Below are 15,048 nucleotides of genomic sequence, written 5' to 3'. Positions count from 1 at the left end.
GGCTTTAGACCCAGTGCAAAATTGCACAAGTGAAATGGGCAGGACTAAAACTCGATAATGCTAGTACCATTTATGAGATAAAAACCGCGGAAAATTATATCGATCAACGTTTCCACATTGGTCTTTTTTGGTCTATTTTTTTGGTAATTTTTGGTAATTTTTCGTCAAAATTGAGGGGTTGAGCTTTTAGGCACAACACAAAAAGATCATACATGTTTAGCTGGGACATCTTGGTGGGTTGATGGTTGCATTTCATATCTAGGCACGAGTGTTCAACCCCCCCTCAAAACGCCTACTTTTGAAAAATTGACATTGTGCCTAATTAGGGTAAAATTAGAGGGGGGTTTAACGCCTAGGCATAATTCTAACAAATTTTCTATTTTAGAAAATTTTGTGTAATATCTCCTATAAACTCTGAAACTTGAATGAATATTTTAGATGAGAGAATTCTAAACTCTTCAAACAAATTATTGGTAGTTTCAAACGATTCATTTATTGAATTCTCATCAATTTGAAAAAAATTGATTTTCATGTTTTATGTTGAAATGTGTTGATTTTACCTTCTGCTTGTCCATATGAACATACATTTTGTATCAAAATAGGGGGGGTTTTTGGCATATTTACTTGGAAATTTAATAAAAAAGGGACAAAATCCCTTTTGTTAAAATTACAAAATTTGAGATTTATTGCTTCTCTAATCTGATTGTAATTTTGCCTTTTTTTGCAGTATTAACTACTTTGAGGGCTCTGCTCATTACCCCCATACCAAATCTTGACAACTCTGTTGTAGAAATTGTAATCTCTCTTGGTTTTGATTTTGTTGTATTTCTTTTCATATTATGAAATAGGTAATTTTTGTTATAAGCCCCGCGTAGAACTGATAAATCATCTATTTTCTTAGAATGTCTTCATCAGAAATCTTGAAGTTTTTTCATGCATTTCTGAAACTCTGTCTAATGCATCAAGCAGACCTTGCTGATTGATGTTTTCCTCTTTGTCTAGCACAGCATAAACCCCAATCTTTCGTTTCCCATCTTCTGTGGTATTTTTATTAATTGCCTGGATTGAATAGCAATAATCTGCTACTTTTTTCTCAAACTTCTCTTTCTCTTCTTCGTTAAACCCCAAATACCTTGCAATCTGATTATTTTTCATGTTCACTTTAGATCCTACTACTAAGATTCCTTGTTGTGCCTTTGGTTCAAAAATTTCTACTGGCACTCCTGCTGGACCTGCATGTTTTACCAAAATCTGGAATACATTTTCAGGATTTTTAACATCTTCAAAGGATAACCCCTCATGAATTAACCATCTTTCAACATTATCTCTCATTCTTGATGCACTCATAATGGATTATTGCAAAGTGGTTCTATATGATTCTAAATTTATGATTACAGTACTAAATTTTGAATATTTCTAAATTCGAATTTTGAAATATTCTAAATCTTTACCTGCGAACTAAACATTTTTGCTAAACGTTTACTCTGAAACCAGGGCCAAATTCAGGTATGAGTGATGCAATTATTGCATTAAAAACTAACCCTGCAATCATTAATGCAATTCCAACATACAAACAATTTTTTGCTTTTTTGGGATCATCCTTACGCAAAATAAAATATGCAATAATCCCCCCTATTATCCCAAAAAATATTGGCAACAAAAACCATAGATTACTTCTTTGTCTTTCTGGATATGTCATTTCCTAAAATTATTTTGCAGTAGCTGCTTTTTTCTGTAACTGTGTAATTTCTATCTCAACAGTTTCTAATGGATCTTCTACTTGGTTTCGTTTAATTGAGAACATTTTTGGTTTTTCAAAATCATCTGTGCAATCTGGACATGCATAAACTAGTACGCGATGTTCATTCGGTGCTTTTGGGTTTGATAATCTTGGGTAATACACTAGTCTTGCGCCACAGTCAACACAATATCTGTTGGCCCTTCTAGTTCTGACCAATGTAAACCTCCTGCATTATTCTAAATATGCGATCATCTATTAGATCTATGTTGTCTAATAGTGTAAACCAATTACTGTCAACCGATCAATATTTCTAAATTCGAATTTAGAAATATTATTTTTTCACTCCTTGTAATATGTTAACACAATCAAAATAAAATGTTTCAAAACTCGAGTTTAGAAATAAGTGGCGCCGCCCATCAGACTTGAACTGACGACCGTCCGATTAACAGTCGGATGCTCTACCACGCTGAGCTAGGGCGGCAACATGTTTGTACCTCGGTAAAAGTGATTTAATCCTTGCGACTATACAATTTAGACCAAAGTTATAGTAGATTAGTTAAATTTGGCAAAAAATTCTTTGATTTCTTTTGAATGACTTTCTACTAGTTCAATTATTTCCAAGTGCTCATCAGCAGTAGGTTCTCTTTGATGAACAACTTGAAATGCACTAAGTGCAGAACCTACCATTTCGCCAACAAAAAAACCACACAAAAAATCACCAATTTTTTCACAATCCCAAACTTCTCCTACTCTTGGTGAAGCTCCTGATTTTTTGTATAATTCTAAAGTCTGTTGAATTAAATCAGTTGTTTGTTTGGCAAATTCAGGATCTAGGGTCATTAGAAAAAACTAAAATCTACTTTTCTATGCCTTTTTTCTTTTCATAGACATAGATGCCGTCTAGGAAAACTCTGTGATCTTTATTCTTTACTTTGGTTTTTAATTCTATATTAGCTGCAGTTTGGGTAATGTCTGTCCAAACTTCTCCTGTGAGAATTACGTCTTCACCTTTAGGAATTACTTTTGTATTTCCCATGATGTGTGTAGTTCTTGGTGCTCTTTCTCCTTGATAATTTTCAATTAGAATTTTTTTTCCTTCAACTTTTACTGTGATTGGAAAGTGTGCAAAAACAACTTTCATCTTTATTGTATATCCTTCTACGAGACCTTCACAAATATTTCTAATTATTGATCTTGCAGTGTGTAAAATTGCATAATCTCTTTTTCTCTCACCAATTGTTTTGAGATTTACTTTATTATCTGAAATGTCAATTTTGACTGGAATGTTTCGAAAACTTTTGTGTGTTTTTCCTAGTGGACCTTCAAACAATAACATGTGTTTATTTTGTGTAACTTTGACTCCCTCTGGGATTTCCACCTGATCTTGCATTTTTTCAAGTTGACTAGTAGACATATCCTATCAAAAATCCCCCAATTCCTTTCTGTGCTGCATCATGATGTGACATTACTCCCTGGTTAGTTGTAACAAGAAGCATTCCTCTATCGTATGCTGGCAAGTATTGCTGTTCCCAATTGTTAAACTCATCAGTTTTTACTTTGAATCTAGGTGAAATTGCACCACATTTTGTAATCTTTGCCAATAATTTGATTTTGAATTTTCCTCCTCTTTTATCATCAATATGTTCGAATTCTCCAATGTATCCATCTTTTTGAAGTGTTTTGAGAACTTCAATTCCCAATTTTGAAGTTGGAAGTATTGTACACTCTCCTTTTCTTCTTGTTTCGTTATTGTATAATGTGACAAATAGATTTGCTAAAATGTTAGTTGCTGGCATGATATCACCTATTTTTCCTAAATCCAAGAGATGTTGCTACTTCTCTAAAGCATCGTCTGCATAACATCAAGTCGTATTTTTGTATAACCGCTGTATAGTCTCCGCATCTTTTACACCATCTTGAACCTCTGCCAAAATCGTGCTTTTTTCTACCTGTAAATTCGTATGATCTATCTTTTGCCATTATGCTACCGTCACTCCAAACTCTTTTACTAGATAATCCTTTGCTTCTTGATTTGTAATAATGTGAGATTTACCAACACTTGCTTTGTGTTTGCTTCTTCTTCTAATTCCATAACCTGGCCTAGTTAGTGTAACTGAAATTCCAAGACCTAAAATTCCAATTGATGGTTCATATTTCACACCTGGAATATCAATATGTTCTTTAATTCCAAATGAATAATTTCCAAAATTATCAAATGATCTTCCATTTACAGTATTTCCTTTTGCTTCAAGTAATCTTTTCAATAATTCTTTTGCATCATCACCGCGAATTGTAACTGCAACTCCAATTGGTTCTCCTTTTCTTACTCCCCAATCTCTTTGTGTTTCTTTTGCGTTACGTGCTGATGGTTTTTTACCAGAAATTTGTTCTAATGCTCTTCTTGCAATGTCAATTACATCTCCAGATTTACCAACTCCCATGTTTAGTACTACTTTCTCTAAAGAGATTTTTTTCATTGGGGATTCTGTTGTTTGAGACATATGATCACTTTAATTGAATTATTGGTTCCTCTTTTCCTATTGGCATGATGATGTCTGCTGGAATTTCGATTTTTCTATCTCCTAAAGACAGAATAACTCTTTTTGGAAGGATGAATGTGCCTTCTTCAATACTTTCAATCTTTCCAATCTGGCCTGCGTTAATTCCACGTGTGACTAATCCATGGTTTCCTGTTTCTAATTTAATTACTTCAAGAATTTTTTGATCTGGAACTTGAATTAAACATACATCTCCAACATTGACTTTGGTATCTGAAATTGTTGAACGCCCATCATGGAATCCTATTTGCATTTTTCCTTTGTTAATTGTAGTTTTACTGATAACTCTAACAAGTTTTTTAGTTTTTTCTGAATCGTTAATTTTGATTGGTTTTAGCAGCTTACCTTCTGTTGGCACAAGACGATAAACATCTGGAACATTTTCTAGTTCTACTACATCCATTAATCCAATTGCGTGATGTAATGATTTTCTAACAACTCCATCAATCTTTACTTTTCCAGAATAGATTGCAGTTTTTGCTTCTCTAAGACTTGTGACAATCTTTAACATGTCTCTAAGAAATACTGCTGTAGGTACTGAATGATCCTTTTTGTGAGGGCCTGGTCTTACCGTAATTACAAATCTTTTGTCTTTTCTTGTAATTCCCCAGAATTGAGGGGCCATTTGTCGTTTGAGTTTTTTACTACCTGAAATGCTTACCATTAATTCTCATCTTCCTTTTTTTGTGGTTCTTTCTCCACTTTTGTTTCTTTAGTATCTGTTTTCTGTGACTCTTCTTTCTTTGATGTATCTTGAGCGGTTTCTTCAGCAGCTTTTGGTGTCTCTTTAGGTAGATTTGTTGGATCTTTACCTTCCAACTTTGCTATTCTCCATTTGTCTGACGTGTTTAATGATGTGACAAGCAGATTTGAGGTGTGAATAAAAACATCAAATTTGTCACCTTTGGTTTTTTCTTTCTTTACTCCTTCAATGGCAACACTGCTTTTTTCTGTAGATACTTCTGAAATTTTGCCATCTACGCCTTTGAATTCTCCTCTAAGAATAGTTATGCTGTCTCCTTCAACTACTCTGACACTTCTTTTTCCATATTTTTTATGTAGATCTTTTGATAATGCACTTCCAAGTTGCCTACTTTTTGTCTTGTATGATGCACGATAAATCATCTTGTTACGCATTTTTGTTGGTTTCATTTTATTATACCACCATTGATGCCAAGTTAGCTACTCTTGGCCATTTCTCTGAAGCTTCTGCTGCTACTGGTCCTTTGATGTCTGTTCCTTTTGTTTCTCCTTCTGGAGTGATTAGTACTGCTGCGTTGTCTTCAAAACAAACTCTTACACCATTTAATCTGCGAATTGCATATTTTTGTCTAATTATAACTGCACCATACACTTGTTTTCTTAATTCAGCTGGACCTTTCTTTACAACAACATTACAAAAATCTCCAACTGATGCTGATGGGAGTCTTGATGCTCTTGTTTTGTGCCTTGGAACGTTAATTACTTCTAAAATTTTAGCGCCAGAATTATCTGCACATACAATATTTGCTCCGACTGGAATAACTTTAGTTACATATGGGCGGAATTCTTCTACTCCCTTACCTGCTTGCTTTGCCATTATGATCTAACCTCCACTACCACATAGGACACTGATTTTGATATTGGTCTGCATTCTGCAGTCAATACTTTATCTCCTGATTCTACATCAAGACATCCTGGGACGTGAGCATGAATACTGCTTTTTCCTCTTGCATACCTTTTGAATTTATTAAAGTAAATTGGTGCGTCTTTTTGTAAGGTGATGGTCTGTTTTGCTTTACTTCCTGTTACTTTGCCATCAAAGAGTTTACCTCTAATTGCCAATCCTCCGTGGAAAGGACAATTCTTATCTGTACATTCTCTCTCTGGTGCTTTTACTTTTAATCCAATATCTCTAGTCATGCCTTTGCTCCTATTCTATCAAACGGTCTTTTTGCAATCTTTGATCCTTTTACAATTATATCGTTATTTTCAATTGAGAATTTCCAATTACTTATAGATTTTGCAATGGATTTTTTTCCATTTTCTGTGTTAATTGTGAACATTGATTTTGTTTCATTTTCAATTGTTCCATTTAATCCTATTACTTGTGGATTGGTTGATTCAACAATCTGTGTGTTTAATCCAATAAATTCATGTGCTGTTATGTTGTCTGCTGTAATCATTTCTCTTTCTTCATCTCGTTTAATCTAGTGAGCATTCTTGCAATGTCGTGTCGTAGTGGTTTTAGTTTGCCGCTTTCTTTTCTTAATGTACCTTTAGCTGCATCAACTCTAAGTTTTGAAAGTTCACTTCGTGATTCTTGAATCTTACTTTTTAGATCTTTTTCATTTAGATTCTTGATTGTCTTCATACTAATTCTTGTCATTTGAGTTTTGCCTCCTCTTCTTCTAATGTCTCAAGTTCTTTCATTTTTTCTTCTTCTAGTGCAATTTGTTCTGATTCTGTTCTTGCTTTCTTTTCAGCAGCAGTTTCATCTCTCATCTTACCAGTATCTGCATCTTTGACCTGTTTAGCTTTCTTTGGTTTCTCCGTTTTCATCTCAAATTCTGGAACAAATTTTTCTTTTCTTGCAATTCTAATTCTGATTCCAATTAATCCCATTGCTGTATTGACATGTGCAATGTCTTCAGCAACTATTACTTCTGCATGGTGACCTGCCCGTGGTAAGATTCCTGCAGTATGTTTCTCAAAAGCTGAACGATCACCTCTTAGTTTACCTGAAATTGTAATTTGAACGCCCATTGCGCCATTTTCCATAATTTGTTTTAGTGTCCACATAGTCGCTCTTCTAAACGCAGTTCCTCTTTCAAGATGTGAGGCCATTCTATTACACATTACACTTGGTGATAACTCTGGCTTTTCAATTTCCACTACAGAAATCTGTGGATTCTTTAATCCAAAATCAGTTGCAAGTTTATCTGTAAGGTCTCTGATTCCTGAACCTTTTCTTCCGATAACTATTCCTGGTCTTGTAACATGAAGTGCAACTCTTGTACCTGTTGGTGTCTTTGAAATTTCTGCATGTGAAAATCCAGCTTCTTTGATTGCTTCTCTAAGATAATCTTTGAGAAGCATCATGTTGTAGTTGTCTTTAATTACATTCTTGACTGACGACATTTCTAAATCTCCTGGGCCACCAATTCTACGTGAGTCAATACATTGTTCTTTGGAGTTGCTCTACCCATTGCTCTTGGTATGAATCTTTTTATCAGAACCCCTTTGTGAACAGTTGCGTTTACAATTTTTAATCTATCTAAATCCATTCCTTTGTATTCTGCATTTGATTCTAAATTATCTAAAACTTTGATGAATTCTTTTGCTGTTTTTTGTGGGTAACGTCCTGCCATCATTCCAGGATCACCTTTGTGTCCGACTTGATTCTTGTATCTTCTAAATGCAATTGCTCTGTCTTTGTGAACGACAGATTGTAAGTAGTCTCTTGCTTTTTCAATTGACAATCCTTTGATTGCAACTGCTACTTCTCTTGCGTGCTTATGTGAGATATCTTTTTCTCTTAATGATGAACGTACGTGTCTTGTTGCATCATAATTTTGAAAAGCGTAATCGAATCTACCCATAATAATCACTTCAATGGCACATAGAGGCTGGATCTTGATGCGCCGACACCCGGTGCACCGTGTGAAACCTTCTTGTTTGTTATGACATATTCTCCCAAATAATGGCCAATCATCTCAGTTCTAATTAGAACTGGTTTGAATTCCTTTCCTGAGAAAACATTTACTGTAACATCTACCATGTATGGTAGGATAATCAAATCTCTGACATGGGTCTTGATTGGATTTTTTAATTTGCCTGCTTTTGCAGTTTTGATCTCTTCAATTAATTTTCTTTTACCATCATTAATTCCTCTGGTAAGTGATCTTCTTTGTCTTGCATTGAATAATTGGAATAATTTTTCTAATGACATATTCTCTAACTCTTCTTTTGGAATTCCTCTGTATGAAAATTCTTTAACCATTTTTGTTCTTCACCTTCAATCTCCCTATTATAGCATTCCTATCTTTGTTGCGAGGTCTCTTGCTTTTTCTGTATTTTCAAACTGAACAAATGCTTTCTTGCCATATATTGTTCTAGCTGTATTGACGTTAGTGACTTTTTCTTTGTATAGTGTGTTAACTGCATCAGCGATTTCTGGTTTGCTTGCTGATCTATCTACTATGAAGCAAATCTTACTTTCACTTTCCACCATTGCAAATGTCTTTTCAGTAATGTATGGTTTGATTATGATTTTGCTTGCTTGATCTACATTCATTGTACTTTCGCCATTACCTCTAGATGTGTTGATTTTATTTTTCCAATTTCTTCTATTGCGGATTTGGAATAAACGGTTAATCTAATTGGGTCTGAACCCGGAGCTAAATCTAATACGCTCAAATCTTTAACACTTGTTGCCTCTACACCTGGAAGTGCGCCAATTGCTTTTGATATATTTGATGAATCTTTAGTTACAAACAACACGCTCTTTCCAACTTTTTTACTTCTTCCTCTGAGTCTTGATTGACCAGAACGTGGTTTTCTTGATTGTAATCTTTGTAGATCTTGTGTTAGTTTTAATGAATCTAGTATTTTGGAAATTTCACTTGTTTTAGATACTGCTTCAATGTCGTCTGAAACTACAATTGGAAATGATTCGATTCCTTCTACCTTATGACCTCTTGATTCTACTCTGTCTTTTGATGCTGTTGCTGCAATTGCAGAACATAATGCTAACTTTTTTTCTTTTTTGTTTAATTTTTTGTAAATTACTTTCTCAACAATAGGTGGATGTGCCTGTCTTCCACCTCTAGTTGATGCTACTTCTGCACCTTGTCCTTGTCTTCCGCCACCACCACCTCGTGCTCTTGCTACACGAGATACCCCTTGACCTGTTGGCGGATCATTAGAATCTGCAACTACGTCTTGGCCTGCAGTTGGATGTCTTCCTTGTGGTTGGAATTTGTGTGATGTTAGATTAGTGAAAGCTTTGTGAATCAATTCTCTTCTAAATGGTGTTGCAAATACTGGTGGGAGTTCTACTTCTCCGTCTTTGGTTCCAGTTGTTGCGTATACTGCTGTTTTAGTCATACTACTACCTCCAAGATATTTGGTTTGTTAACTTTGGCTGGAACATTTCTGATTTGACTTCTTAGTTTGATTAATCTTCTATATGTTCCAGGAACTGAACCTTTTAGAATGATGAAATCTCCTTTAACTAAACCAAAATGTTTGTATCCTCCATCTGGATTTATCTTTAGTTTATCGTCATCTGTATTGCCCATAATCATAATTCTTTTGTCGTATTCTATTCTTTGATGGAATCCAAATTGTCCTGCTCTTGGAACAGTATACATGACACTTTGTGGGGAGATTGGACCTAGTGAACCAACTTCTCTAACGGTCTTTCTTGATTTGTGTTGCTTCTTCTTTACGTTCCATCTTTTCAAAACACCTTGCCAACCTTTGCCTTTTGTAATTGCTGCAACATCAACGCTTGCACCGGTTTCAAAAATCTGATCAATCTTAATTTCTTTTCCAAGTAATTCTTTAACATGTGTAAATTGTTTTGGTATGTCTCCTCCACTAACTGAAGCTTCAAAGATGTATGGTTTCTTTTGTTCTAATCCTGCAGCACTTGGTGATACTGCAACAATGGCAAAAATTTCTTTAATTTTTTTCAAACTTTTTTCTGCATTCTCTATTGCATTTTCTTGTTTGTTTTTTAGTGAAATCTCTTTGGCAATGTTTTTTGGAATATCTTCTGCATAAACATCAAACTCTGCATGTAGTCCATCATGATCTTTTGAATAACCTCTAATTCCCAAAATCAAGACTGGTGGTGTAACTAGAACTGTTCCCAAACTTACTAGTTGTTTTCCTGCATTAGGTACTTTTTCACGATCATCAATACTGACAATTTGAACACATCCTGCTTTGAAGCCACAATGAGCTAAAATTTTTGGTTCTTCAGAATCTAACTTTGGCCATGCACGTATTCTTGCCTCCATGCTTTTGGCACGTACTCTAGGTGAATACGCAAGGCTTCCTCTACGTGGTGAATGTCTTTTTCTAGCACCCATGACTAAAACGCATCATCGATTACCCTCTATTAAACCATGTGAGATGTCGTTAACCACTAAAAAAATATTGGTTAACCAACTGTGCCTAAAAATTAAGGACTAAAGAGATCATTTACCATATTCCAAATTGTTATTCCACCAATGATAATTCCTGCAGCTCCAACCCCGATTGCCAACAACAAAAAATTTTTTCTCTCTGCCATGATTATGATGTAGTTTGTGCATTAATTATTGATAATGTTCCAAGTAATGCTTCTTCTAGACGTACTGTTTGGGTAGCTTGGTTTGGAAAAAAGTTTAGAGATTTTGCGTTTTGCACATTTTTCATCTTTCCTCCTAGGATCTCATGAATTCCTTTCTCTGGAGAGCCAAACACAACCAGTGTTGGTTGATCTGATTTTGTATATTTTGCAATTTGTTCTTTTGTTGCAGTCTTGCCTTTTCTTGATGTAAGTATTATGTTTCCCTTCCATTCTGATAGTACTGAGAAGAGATTTGCTCTTTCTTTTACAGAATATCCCCAATATGCTGGTGCCTCACTTTTGTTAATCTCTTTAACTGAAAAATTTGGATGTCCTTCTTTGAATTGAATTGTTACTCTTTTACCAATTGAAGTTTTTCCAAAAAATGGAATTAGTTGATTTATGCCCACATCTACAAATCTTTTTCCCTTTACACTAACGACTATTCCTTCTCTGACATCTCCTCTGTTGATTTTTTTTGGGTTTGCAGGTGTTATGTGGCTAGGAATTTTTAATGGTTGTAACACTCCTGCAAATTTTAAATCATTCATTTTTGGAAACATTCTTCTTCGCAAAAACTGAGGTGTTTCTAGATATTTTAAAATCATAATCATGAGATTTCCATCTTGTTTGTTGTTTCCTTCTTGGTAAACATAGATTGTATCAACTTTGAAAATTGCACATGCTCTTGCCAGTACTGAAATTTTTCTAGTCTTGTCTATCTTTAATGATTCATCTGATAACGACGATTCAGGAATTGCAACAGATAATTTCACTATAATCGAGTCTCACAAACAGATAAAACAATTAATTTTTGTCGTGTGGATATTTTTCTTTGGCAGTGTTTGCATAGTTTGCAATCTGCTCTTCTGAAACTATTTCATACAAACCAGTATCTGTTTTGATATGTGCCATTCTGATATGACTAGTTCCCTCCTTATCTTCACTTGATAGATAAATTCCTGCTGCAGCTAATGCTGACGCATCTTCTAACGAAAGATCTTTTTTGTATGTTTTTTCTAAAAAGTCAGTTACTTGATCAGAACCTGAACCAATTGCAATTGCATCATAAGAGATGTATGTTCCACTTGGATCAGTCAAATACAATTGTGGGTTGTTGTTAACTACTCCGCCAAGAATTAATGCAACACCAAATGGTCTTACTCCTGCATATTGTGTATATTGTTGAGATTGATCAGCTAAGTGTTTAGCAATCGTTTCAACCTCTACTGGTTCATCATAAATCATTTTGTTACTTTGAGAAAAGAATCGTGCATTGTCAACTTGACTTCTTGCATCTGGGATATATCCTGCAGCTGCAACTCCTACATGATCATCAATTTGGAAAATTTTCTGTGCATTTGTAGAAATTTGCAATTTGCGTGGCTTTTCTTCTACTGCAATTACGATGCCATCTTTACATTTGATACCAACTGCAATTGTTCCTCTTCTTACAGTCTCAATTGCATATTCTACTTGGTATAACCTGCCATCTGGCGAAAATACTGTAATTGCTCTATCATAACCTTGTTGTGCAGGAAGCATTTGATTCAAATGCTCTGAAAGTTTAATTTAAGTCTAGCCTATCTAATTTGCCGTGAGATTCGAAATTGAATTTTCAGGCCATGAAAATATTAGATCAAATCATCAAAAGACTATAGAGATTACAAAAGATTCTCATTTGACTCCGCAAGGCGATTGCATCATTGGAGTTTGTGCAAATTACGCATGTGCAGATTTGCCTCAAAATCTAAAAGATAAACTCAAAAATTCTAACTCAATTATTACATTTTCCATTAGTGTTGGAGATCATAATTTCACTGTAGAGGGAAAAGGACACCCTGATCTTATCCTTTCACACACTGATGACATTGTAATTAGAAAAAGCGATTTTGTATGTCCTAGAACCCTTGCAGTAAATTGTGATAAGGCATCTGATTTACTACCTAGAAAAATGGTTTCATTGTTACAAGATCCAAAAACTAAAGGTACTTTTGCCATTACAGTTGATTAAAACTGTGACAATTTTATAGGCATCAACTGTATTTTGTTTAATGGGTCGTAAAACTAATTTCTTTATTTTGATACCTCTGGCTGCATTTGCTACCCTGATTATTGGTGCTGGAATGTATATGACATTGTGCAAAAATGCTCTTGTTTCTTTGCCTTGTTGACTCAATATTTTCTAGCTTTAGTTAATTCTGGTTTAGCAAGATTCTCTTAAAGCACAACTCAATAGATGCTTCATGGCAAAACCTACTATTGAGTTACCTATTTCTGCAAAACCTACTGATTTAGAATTAAAAAAACTCAAAGATTATTTCAAAGAAATGCCTGTTGATGAAATTCTTACTGGATTAAAATTTGCAAAAAATAGATGGTCTGCAAAAGATGCAGGAACTCTAAAGGTTGGAAGAAAAAGCATTATCCAAAAAGAAGTTCACTCTGTAACTACTGAACAAGCTCAATGGAGATTAAAAAATTGGAAGATGATGATTGCAAATTATAGAAGACGCGGATACAGCTATCCAACAATTTCTAGAATAAAGAAAATTCTAATTCAAAAAAGTAAAAAGAAATCTAAATGAAAACGTCGGATTTTCTTTCAACAATTTGTTGTTTGAGTGTATCAGGGACATCTGGAATAGAAGCTTTTGTTTGACCTGAAATAACACCTTGTGCTTCTTCTAATATTGCTAGTGTGTCTGCATTAGTTTCTGCACCCACATTCATAGTATCTCCTAATTCCATTGATGAGCCTGACATTACATCTCCGAGTATTGATGACAAGTCTTGCATTGATGCATTTGCCTCTGGCATAATTCCATTAAGTGATGGAGCCAATCCCTTGATAATTGACATACAAGGACTAAGGGTAACTACCACGTCTCCTAATTCTGAAACTGTATCTAGTCTAAGTTTTACTTGCTCCATTGAAAGTTTGGCACCACTTACCATATTTTTCATCTTTCTTACTTGTGCCAATTCGTTTGCATATGCTTGTGCATAGGCATTCTTGTTATTTTTGTGAGCCACAACTATTTTATCAAAAATCTGATCATGTTTTACTCTAAGTTTTTCATTTATTCCTTCTAATTTTGAAATTTGAAATTGTAATTTTTTCTGTGCAAAGTCAATTTTATTCTTTAATGGTTCATCAGGTCGTACCTTTCCCATTACTTTTTGGGAAATACTTTCTCCCTGTGATTTATTCCAAGAATTGCTTAGCATATCTGATTCTCGATATTGGTCAAAAATTTTGTTTTAAAGAGATTTGTCACTGCAGCTAGTGTAACTGGAGTGACAGACAGTTATGGTTACACTACCCGAAGGTAAATGTGAATATTTCAAAGCCAGAACCAGTAACTTTGATTTCTAATACGTGGGATGCACTATCCTCATTGCTGATAATGTTATACAACCCTGGCTCTGAAACCCTTAGAATGTTTCTTGTTTGTATGTCTGTTCCAGAATATTGTTCAGGCAATTCTTCCCCGTCAAGAAAAATCTCCAACTCGGCATTACTTGCAGTAACAATGTTTACTTCCTTTGCATTGTATAACAATTTGATTTTTCCAGCATCTGAAATTAACTCCATGTTGTCCTTGTTATTTTTCCAAGTCCCTATTGGATAGAATTTATGTAGTTCAATTTTTTCTGATTCTTCATACACTACTGTTTTTCCTGGTTGGAATCCTTCTTCACTACCTAACTGATTTCTATTTTGTGCAAAGTAGTACCCAAAGTACAATTCTGGTGTTCTAAACAATGTATGCTCAAACTCTTCAATATCTACTAGCGATGAAGCTAATGTAGTTTGAATTCCTAATGCATCTGATCTTTCTTTTAGTAATTGCTGAATCACTTTTTCAGTTTCTTGGTATCCTCCTTCGCCAATATGATCATATCTGATATATCCTTCATGGTCTGCAATGTATTTTCTTGGCCAGTATCTGTTTTCAAATGCTTTCCATGTTTCCATATCGTTATCCATTACAACTGGATAGTCTATTCCATGTTTGTCAATTGACATTTTTACATTTTCAGGATCTTTTTCAAATTCAAATTCAGGAGAATGAACTCCAATAATTAATAATCCTTGATCAGAATATTTGTCATCCCATGCTGTGATATATGGAAGTGTTCTGATGCAATTAATGCAACTATATGTCCAAATATCATATAACACAATTTTTCCCTCCATCTCTTGAGACAGTTCTTCAGGTGTTGTATTCAGATAGTGTGCAATACCTACCAAGTCAGGAGCCATTTTGAATCCTGATTTGTCTATTTTACTAGTATCTTGATTGGTAATGTTTGAGACATTTGTCTCATCAAGTGTAGAAAATGATATGCTTATTGCAGCTATTCCCATACCTATGGCTACCGCCAAAATGACTGCTGTTTTAATTTCTGATTTCATTTTA

General features: G+C 34.6%; 27 protein-coding genes and 1 tRNA gene. 2 read left to right on the top strand and 26 right to left on the bottom strand.

Going from position 1 to position 15,048, the window contains the following annotated elements:
- Positions 1 to 683: 683 nt before the first annotated feature.
- The 24 genes from C6989_RS09840 to psmA form a co-directional block, all read right to left on the bottom strand.
- A complete protein-coding gene (locus C6989_RS09840; RefSeq protein ID WP_160272889.1) occupies positions 684 to 836 on the bottom strand; it encodes a hypothetical protein in 153 nt (50 codons plus the stop codon).
- A gap of 61 nt (positions 837 to 897) precedes the next feature.
- A complete protein-coding gene (locus tag C6989_RS09835) occupies positions 898 to 1,347 on the bottom strand; it encodes a DUF2299 family protein (protein WP_182127014.1) in 450 nt (149 codons plus the stop codon).
- A gap of 124 nt (positions 1,348 to 1,471) precedes the next feature.
- Positions 1,472 to 1,699, bottom strand: coding sequence for a hypothetical protein (locus tag C6989_RS09830; protein WP_148703448.1), 228 nt, complete (start codon positions 1,697 to 1,699; stop codon positions 1,472 to 1,474).
- Between the two features lie 9 nt (positions 1,700 to 1,708).
- On the bottom strand, positions 1,709 to 1,957 hold the full coding sequence (locus C6989_RS09825; protein WP_141975656.1) for a hypothetical protein: 249 nt from the start codon (positions 1,955 to 1,957) through the stop codon (positions 1,709 to 1,711).
- Positions 1,958 to 2,145: 188 nt separating this feature from the next.
- Positions 2,146 to 2,222, bottom strand: a tRNA-Asn gene (locus C6989_RS09820).
- Positions 2,223 to 2,293: 71 nt separating this feature from the next.
- Positions 2,294 to 2,581 (bottom strand): hypothetical protein, encoded by a 288-nt coding sequence (locus C6989_RS09815; protein ID WP_148703447.1) that lies wholly within the window; start codon positions 2,579 to 2,581, stop codon positions 2,294 to 2,296.
- A gap of 16 nt (positions 2,582 to 2,597) precedes the next feature.
- Positions 2,598 to 3,155, bottom strand: coding sequence for a 50S ribosomal protein L6 (locus tag C6989_RS09810; protein ID WP_148703446.1), 558 nt, complete (start codon positions 3,153 to 3,155; stop codon positions 2,598 to 2,600).
- Positions 3,145 to 3,537 (bottom strand): 30S ribosomal protein S8, encoded by a 393-nt coding sequence (locus tag C6989_RS09805; RefSeq protein ID WP_148703445.1) that lies wholly within the window; start codon positions 3,535 to 3,537, stop codon positions 3,145 to 3,147. Before C6989_RS09805 ends, C6989_RS09810 begins: the two co-directional genes overlap by 11 nt.
- Positions 3,538 to 3,541: 4 nt before the next feature.
- Positions 3,542 to 3,721, bottom strand: a complete 180-nt coding sequence (locus C6989_RS09800) for a 30S ribosomal protein S14 (protein ID WP_014963151.1) — start codon at positions 3,719 to 3,721, stop codon at positions 3,542 to 3,544.
- Entirely contained in the window at positions 3,721 to 4,242 is a 522-nt protein-coding gene (locus C6989_RS09795; RefSeq protein WP_148703444.1) for a 50S ribosomal protein L5, read from the bottom strand. The genes C6989_RS09800 and C6989_RS09795 overlap by 1 nt, the downstream gene beginning before the upstream one ends.
- 4 nt (positions 4,243 to 4,246) lie before the next feature.
- Positions 4,247 to 4,963 (bottom strand): 30S ribosomal protein S4e, encoded by a 717-nt coding sequence (locus tag C6989_RS09790; RefSeq protein ID WP_182127013.1) that lies wholly within the window; start codon positions 4,961 to 4,963, stop codon positions 4,247 to 4,249.
- Positions 4,963 to 5,451: a 50S ribosomal protein L24 gene (gene rplX / locus C6989_RS09785; RefSeq protein WP_182127012.1), complete on the bottom strand. Its 489-nt coding sequence runs from the start codon at positions 5,449 to 5,451 to the stop codon at positions 4,963 to 4,965. The genes C6989_RS09790 and rplX overlap by 1 nt, the downstream gene beginning before the upstream one ends.
- Positions 5,452 to 5,455: 4 nt before the next feature.
- A complete protein-coding gene (locus tag C6989_RS09780) occupies positions 5,456 to 5,878 on the bottom strand; it encodes a 50S ribosomal protein L14 (protein ID WP_148703441.1) in 423 nt (140 codons plus the stop codon).
- Positions 5,878 to 6,201 carry a 30S ribosomal protein S17 gene (locus C6989_RS09775; RefSeq protein WP_148703440.1) on the bottom strand — a complete coding sequence of 108 codons (324 nt, stop codon included), beginning with the start codon at positions 6,199 to 6,201 and terminating at the stop codon, positions 5,878 to 5,880. Before C6989_RS09775 ends, C6989_RS09780 begins: the two co-directional genes overlap by 1 nt.
- Positions 6,198 to 6,464, bottom strand: a complete 267-nt coding sequence (locus C6989_RS09770; protein WP_182127011.1) for a ribonuclease P protein component 1 — start codon at positions 6,462 to 6,464, stop codon at positions 6,198 to 6,200. Before C6989_RS09770 ends, C6989_RS09775 begins: the two co-directional genes overlap by 4 nt.
- Positions 6,461 to 6,667, bottom strand: a complete 207-nt coding sequence (rpmC, locus tag C6989_RS09765; RefSeq protein WP_148703438.1) for a 50S ribosomal protein L29 — start codon at positions 6,665 to 6,667, stop codon at positions 6,461 to 6,463. The genes C6989_RS09770 and rpmC overlap by 4 nt, the downstream gene beginning before the upstream one ends.
- On the bottom strand, positions 6,664 to 7,419 hold the full coding sequence (locus tag C6989_RS09760) for a 30S ribosomal protein S3 (protein ID WP_148703437.1): 756 nt from the start codon (positions 7,417 to 7,419) through the stop codon (positions 6,664 to 6,666). The genes rpmC and C6989_RS09760 overlap by 4 nt, the downstream gene beginning before the upstream one ends.
- A 2-nt stretch (positions 7,420 to 7,421) precedes the next feature.
- The gene (locus C6989_RS09755; protein WP_148703436.1) at positions 7,422 to 7,880 is read right to left on the bottom strand and encodes a 50S ribosomal protein L22; all 459 of its coding nucleotides are present in this window, start codon (positions 7,878 to 7,880) and stop codon (positions 7,422 to 7,424) included.
- A gap of 5 nt (positions 7,881 to 7,885) precedes the next feature.
- Positions 7,886 to 8,281, bottom strand: a complete 396-nt coding sequence (locus tag C6989_RS09750; RefSeq protein WP_182127010.1) for a 30S ribosomal protein S19 — start codon at positions 8,279 to 8,281, stop codon at positions 7,886 to 7,888.
- A gap of 27 nt (positions 8,282 to 8,308) precedes the next feature.
- On the bottom strand, positions 8,309 to 8,575 hold the full coding sequence (locus C6989_RS09745; protein ID WP_148703434.1) for a 50S ribosomal protein L23: 267 nt from the start codon (positions 8,573 to 8,575) through the stop codon (positions 8,309 to 8,311).
- The gene (gene rplD / locus C6989_RS09740) at positions 8,572 to 9,387 is read right to left on the bottom strand and encodes a 50S ribosomal protein L4 (RefSeq protein WP_182127009.1); all 816 of its coding nucleotides are present in this window, start codon (positions 9,385 to 9,387) and stop codon (positions 8,572 to 8,574) included. The genes C6989_RS09745 and rplD overlap by 4 nt, the downstream gene beginning before the upstream one ends.
- Entirely contained in the window at positions 9,384 to 10,379 is a 996-nt protein-coding gene (locus C6989_RS09735) for a 50S ribosomal protein L3 (protein WP_148703432.1), read from the bottom strand. Before C6989_RS09735 ends, rplD begins: the two co-directional genes overlap by 4 nt.
- A gap of 205 nt (positions 10,380 to 10,584) precedes the next feature.
- Positions 10,585 to 11,397: a putative RNA uridine N3 methyltransferase gene (locus C6989_RS09730; protein ID WP_148703431.1), complete on the bottom strand. Its 813-nt coding sequence runs from the start codon at positions 11,395 to 11,397 to the stop codon at positions 10,585 to 10,587.
- Between the two features lie 31 nt (positions 11,398 to 11,428).
- On the bottom strand, positions 11,429 to 12,166 hold the full coding sequence (gene psmA, locus C6989_RS09725; protein ID WP_148703430.1) for an archaeal proteasome endopeptidase complex subunit alpha: 738 nt from the start codon (positions 12,164 to 12,166) through the stop codon (positions 11,429 to 11,431).
- A 52-nt stretch (positions 12,167 to 12,218) separates the two neighbouring features.
- On the opposite strand from psmA, the gene C6989_RS09720 reads away from it, so the two are divergent.
- Both C6989_RS09720 and C6989_RS09715 read left to right on the top strand, forming a co-directional pair.
- Positions 12,219 to 12,635 carry a DUF371 domain-containing protein gene (locus tag C6989_RS09720; RefSeq protein ID WP_182127008.1) on the top strand — a complete coding sequence of 139 codons (417 nt, stop codon included), beginning with the start codon at positions 12,219 to 12,221 and terminating at the stop codon, positions 12,633 to 12,635.
- A 232-nt stretch (positions 12,636 to 12,867) separates the two neighbouring features.
- Positions 12,868 to 13,209, top strand: a complete 342-nt coding sequence (locus C6989_RS09715) for a hypothetical protein (protein ID WP_182127007.1) — start codon at positions 12,868 to 12,870, stop codon at positions 13,207 to 13,209.
- Here the strand turns inward: C6989_RS09715 and C6989_RS09710 are convergent.
- Entirely contained in the window at positions 13,202 to 13,852 is a 651-nt protein-coding gene (locus C6989_RS09710) for a Snf7 family protein (RefSeq protein ID WP_148703427.1), read from the bottom strand. The two genes, C6989_RS09715 and C6989_RS09710, sit on opposite strands and share 8 nt — an antisense overlap.
- 91 nt (positions 13,853 to 13,943) lie before the next feature.
- Positions 13,944 to 15,044 (bottom strand): redoxin family protein, encoded by a 1,101-nt coding sequence (locus tag C6989_RS09705; RefSeq protein WP_182127006.1) that lies wholly within the window; start codon positions 15,042 to 15,044, stop codon positions 13,944 to 13,946.
- Positions 15,045 to 15,048: the final 4 nt, after the last annotated feature.

Source organism: Nitrosopumilus sp. b2 (assembly GCF_014078535.1).
Classification (GTDB): domain Archaea; phylum Thermoproteota; class Nitrososphaeria; order Nitrososphaerales; family Nitrosopumilaceae; genus Nitrosopumilus; species Nitrosopumilus piranensis.
This window is presented reverse-complemented; position numbering and strand designations above follow the sequence as displayed.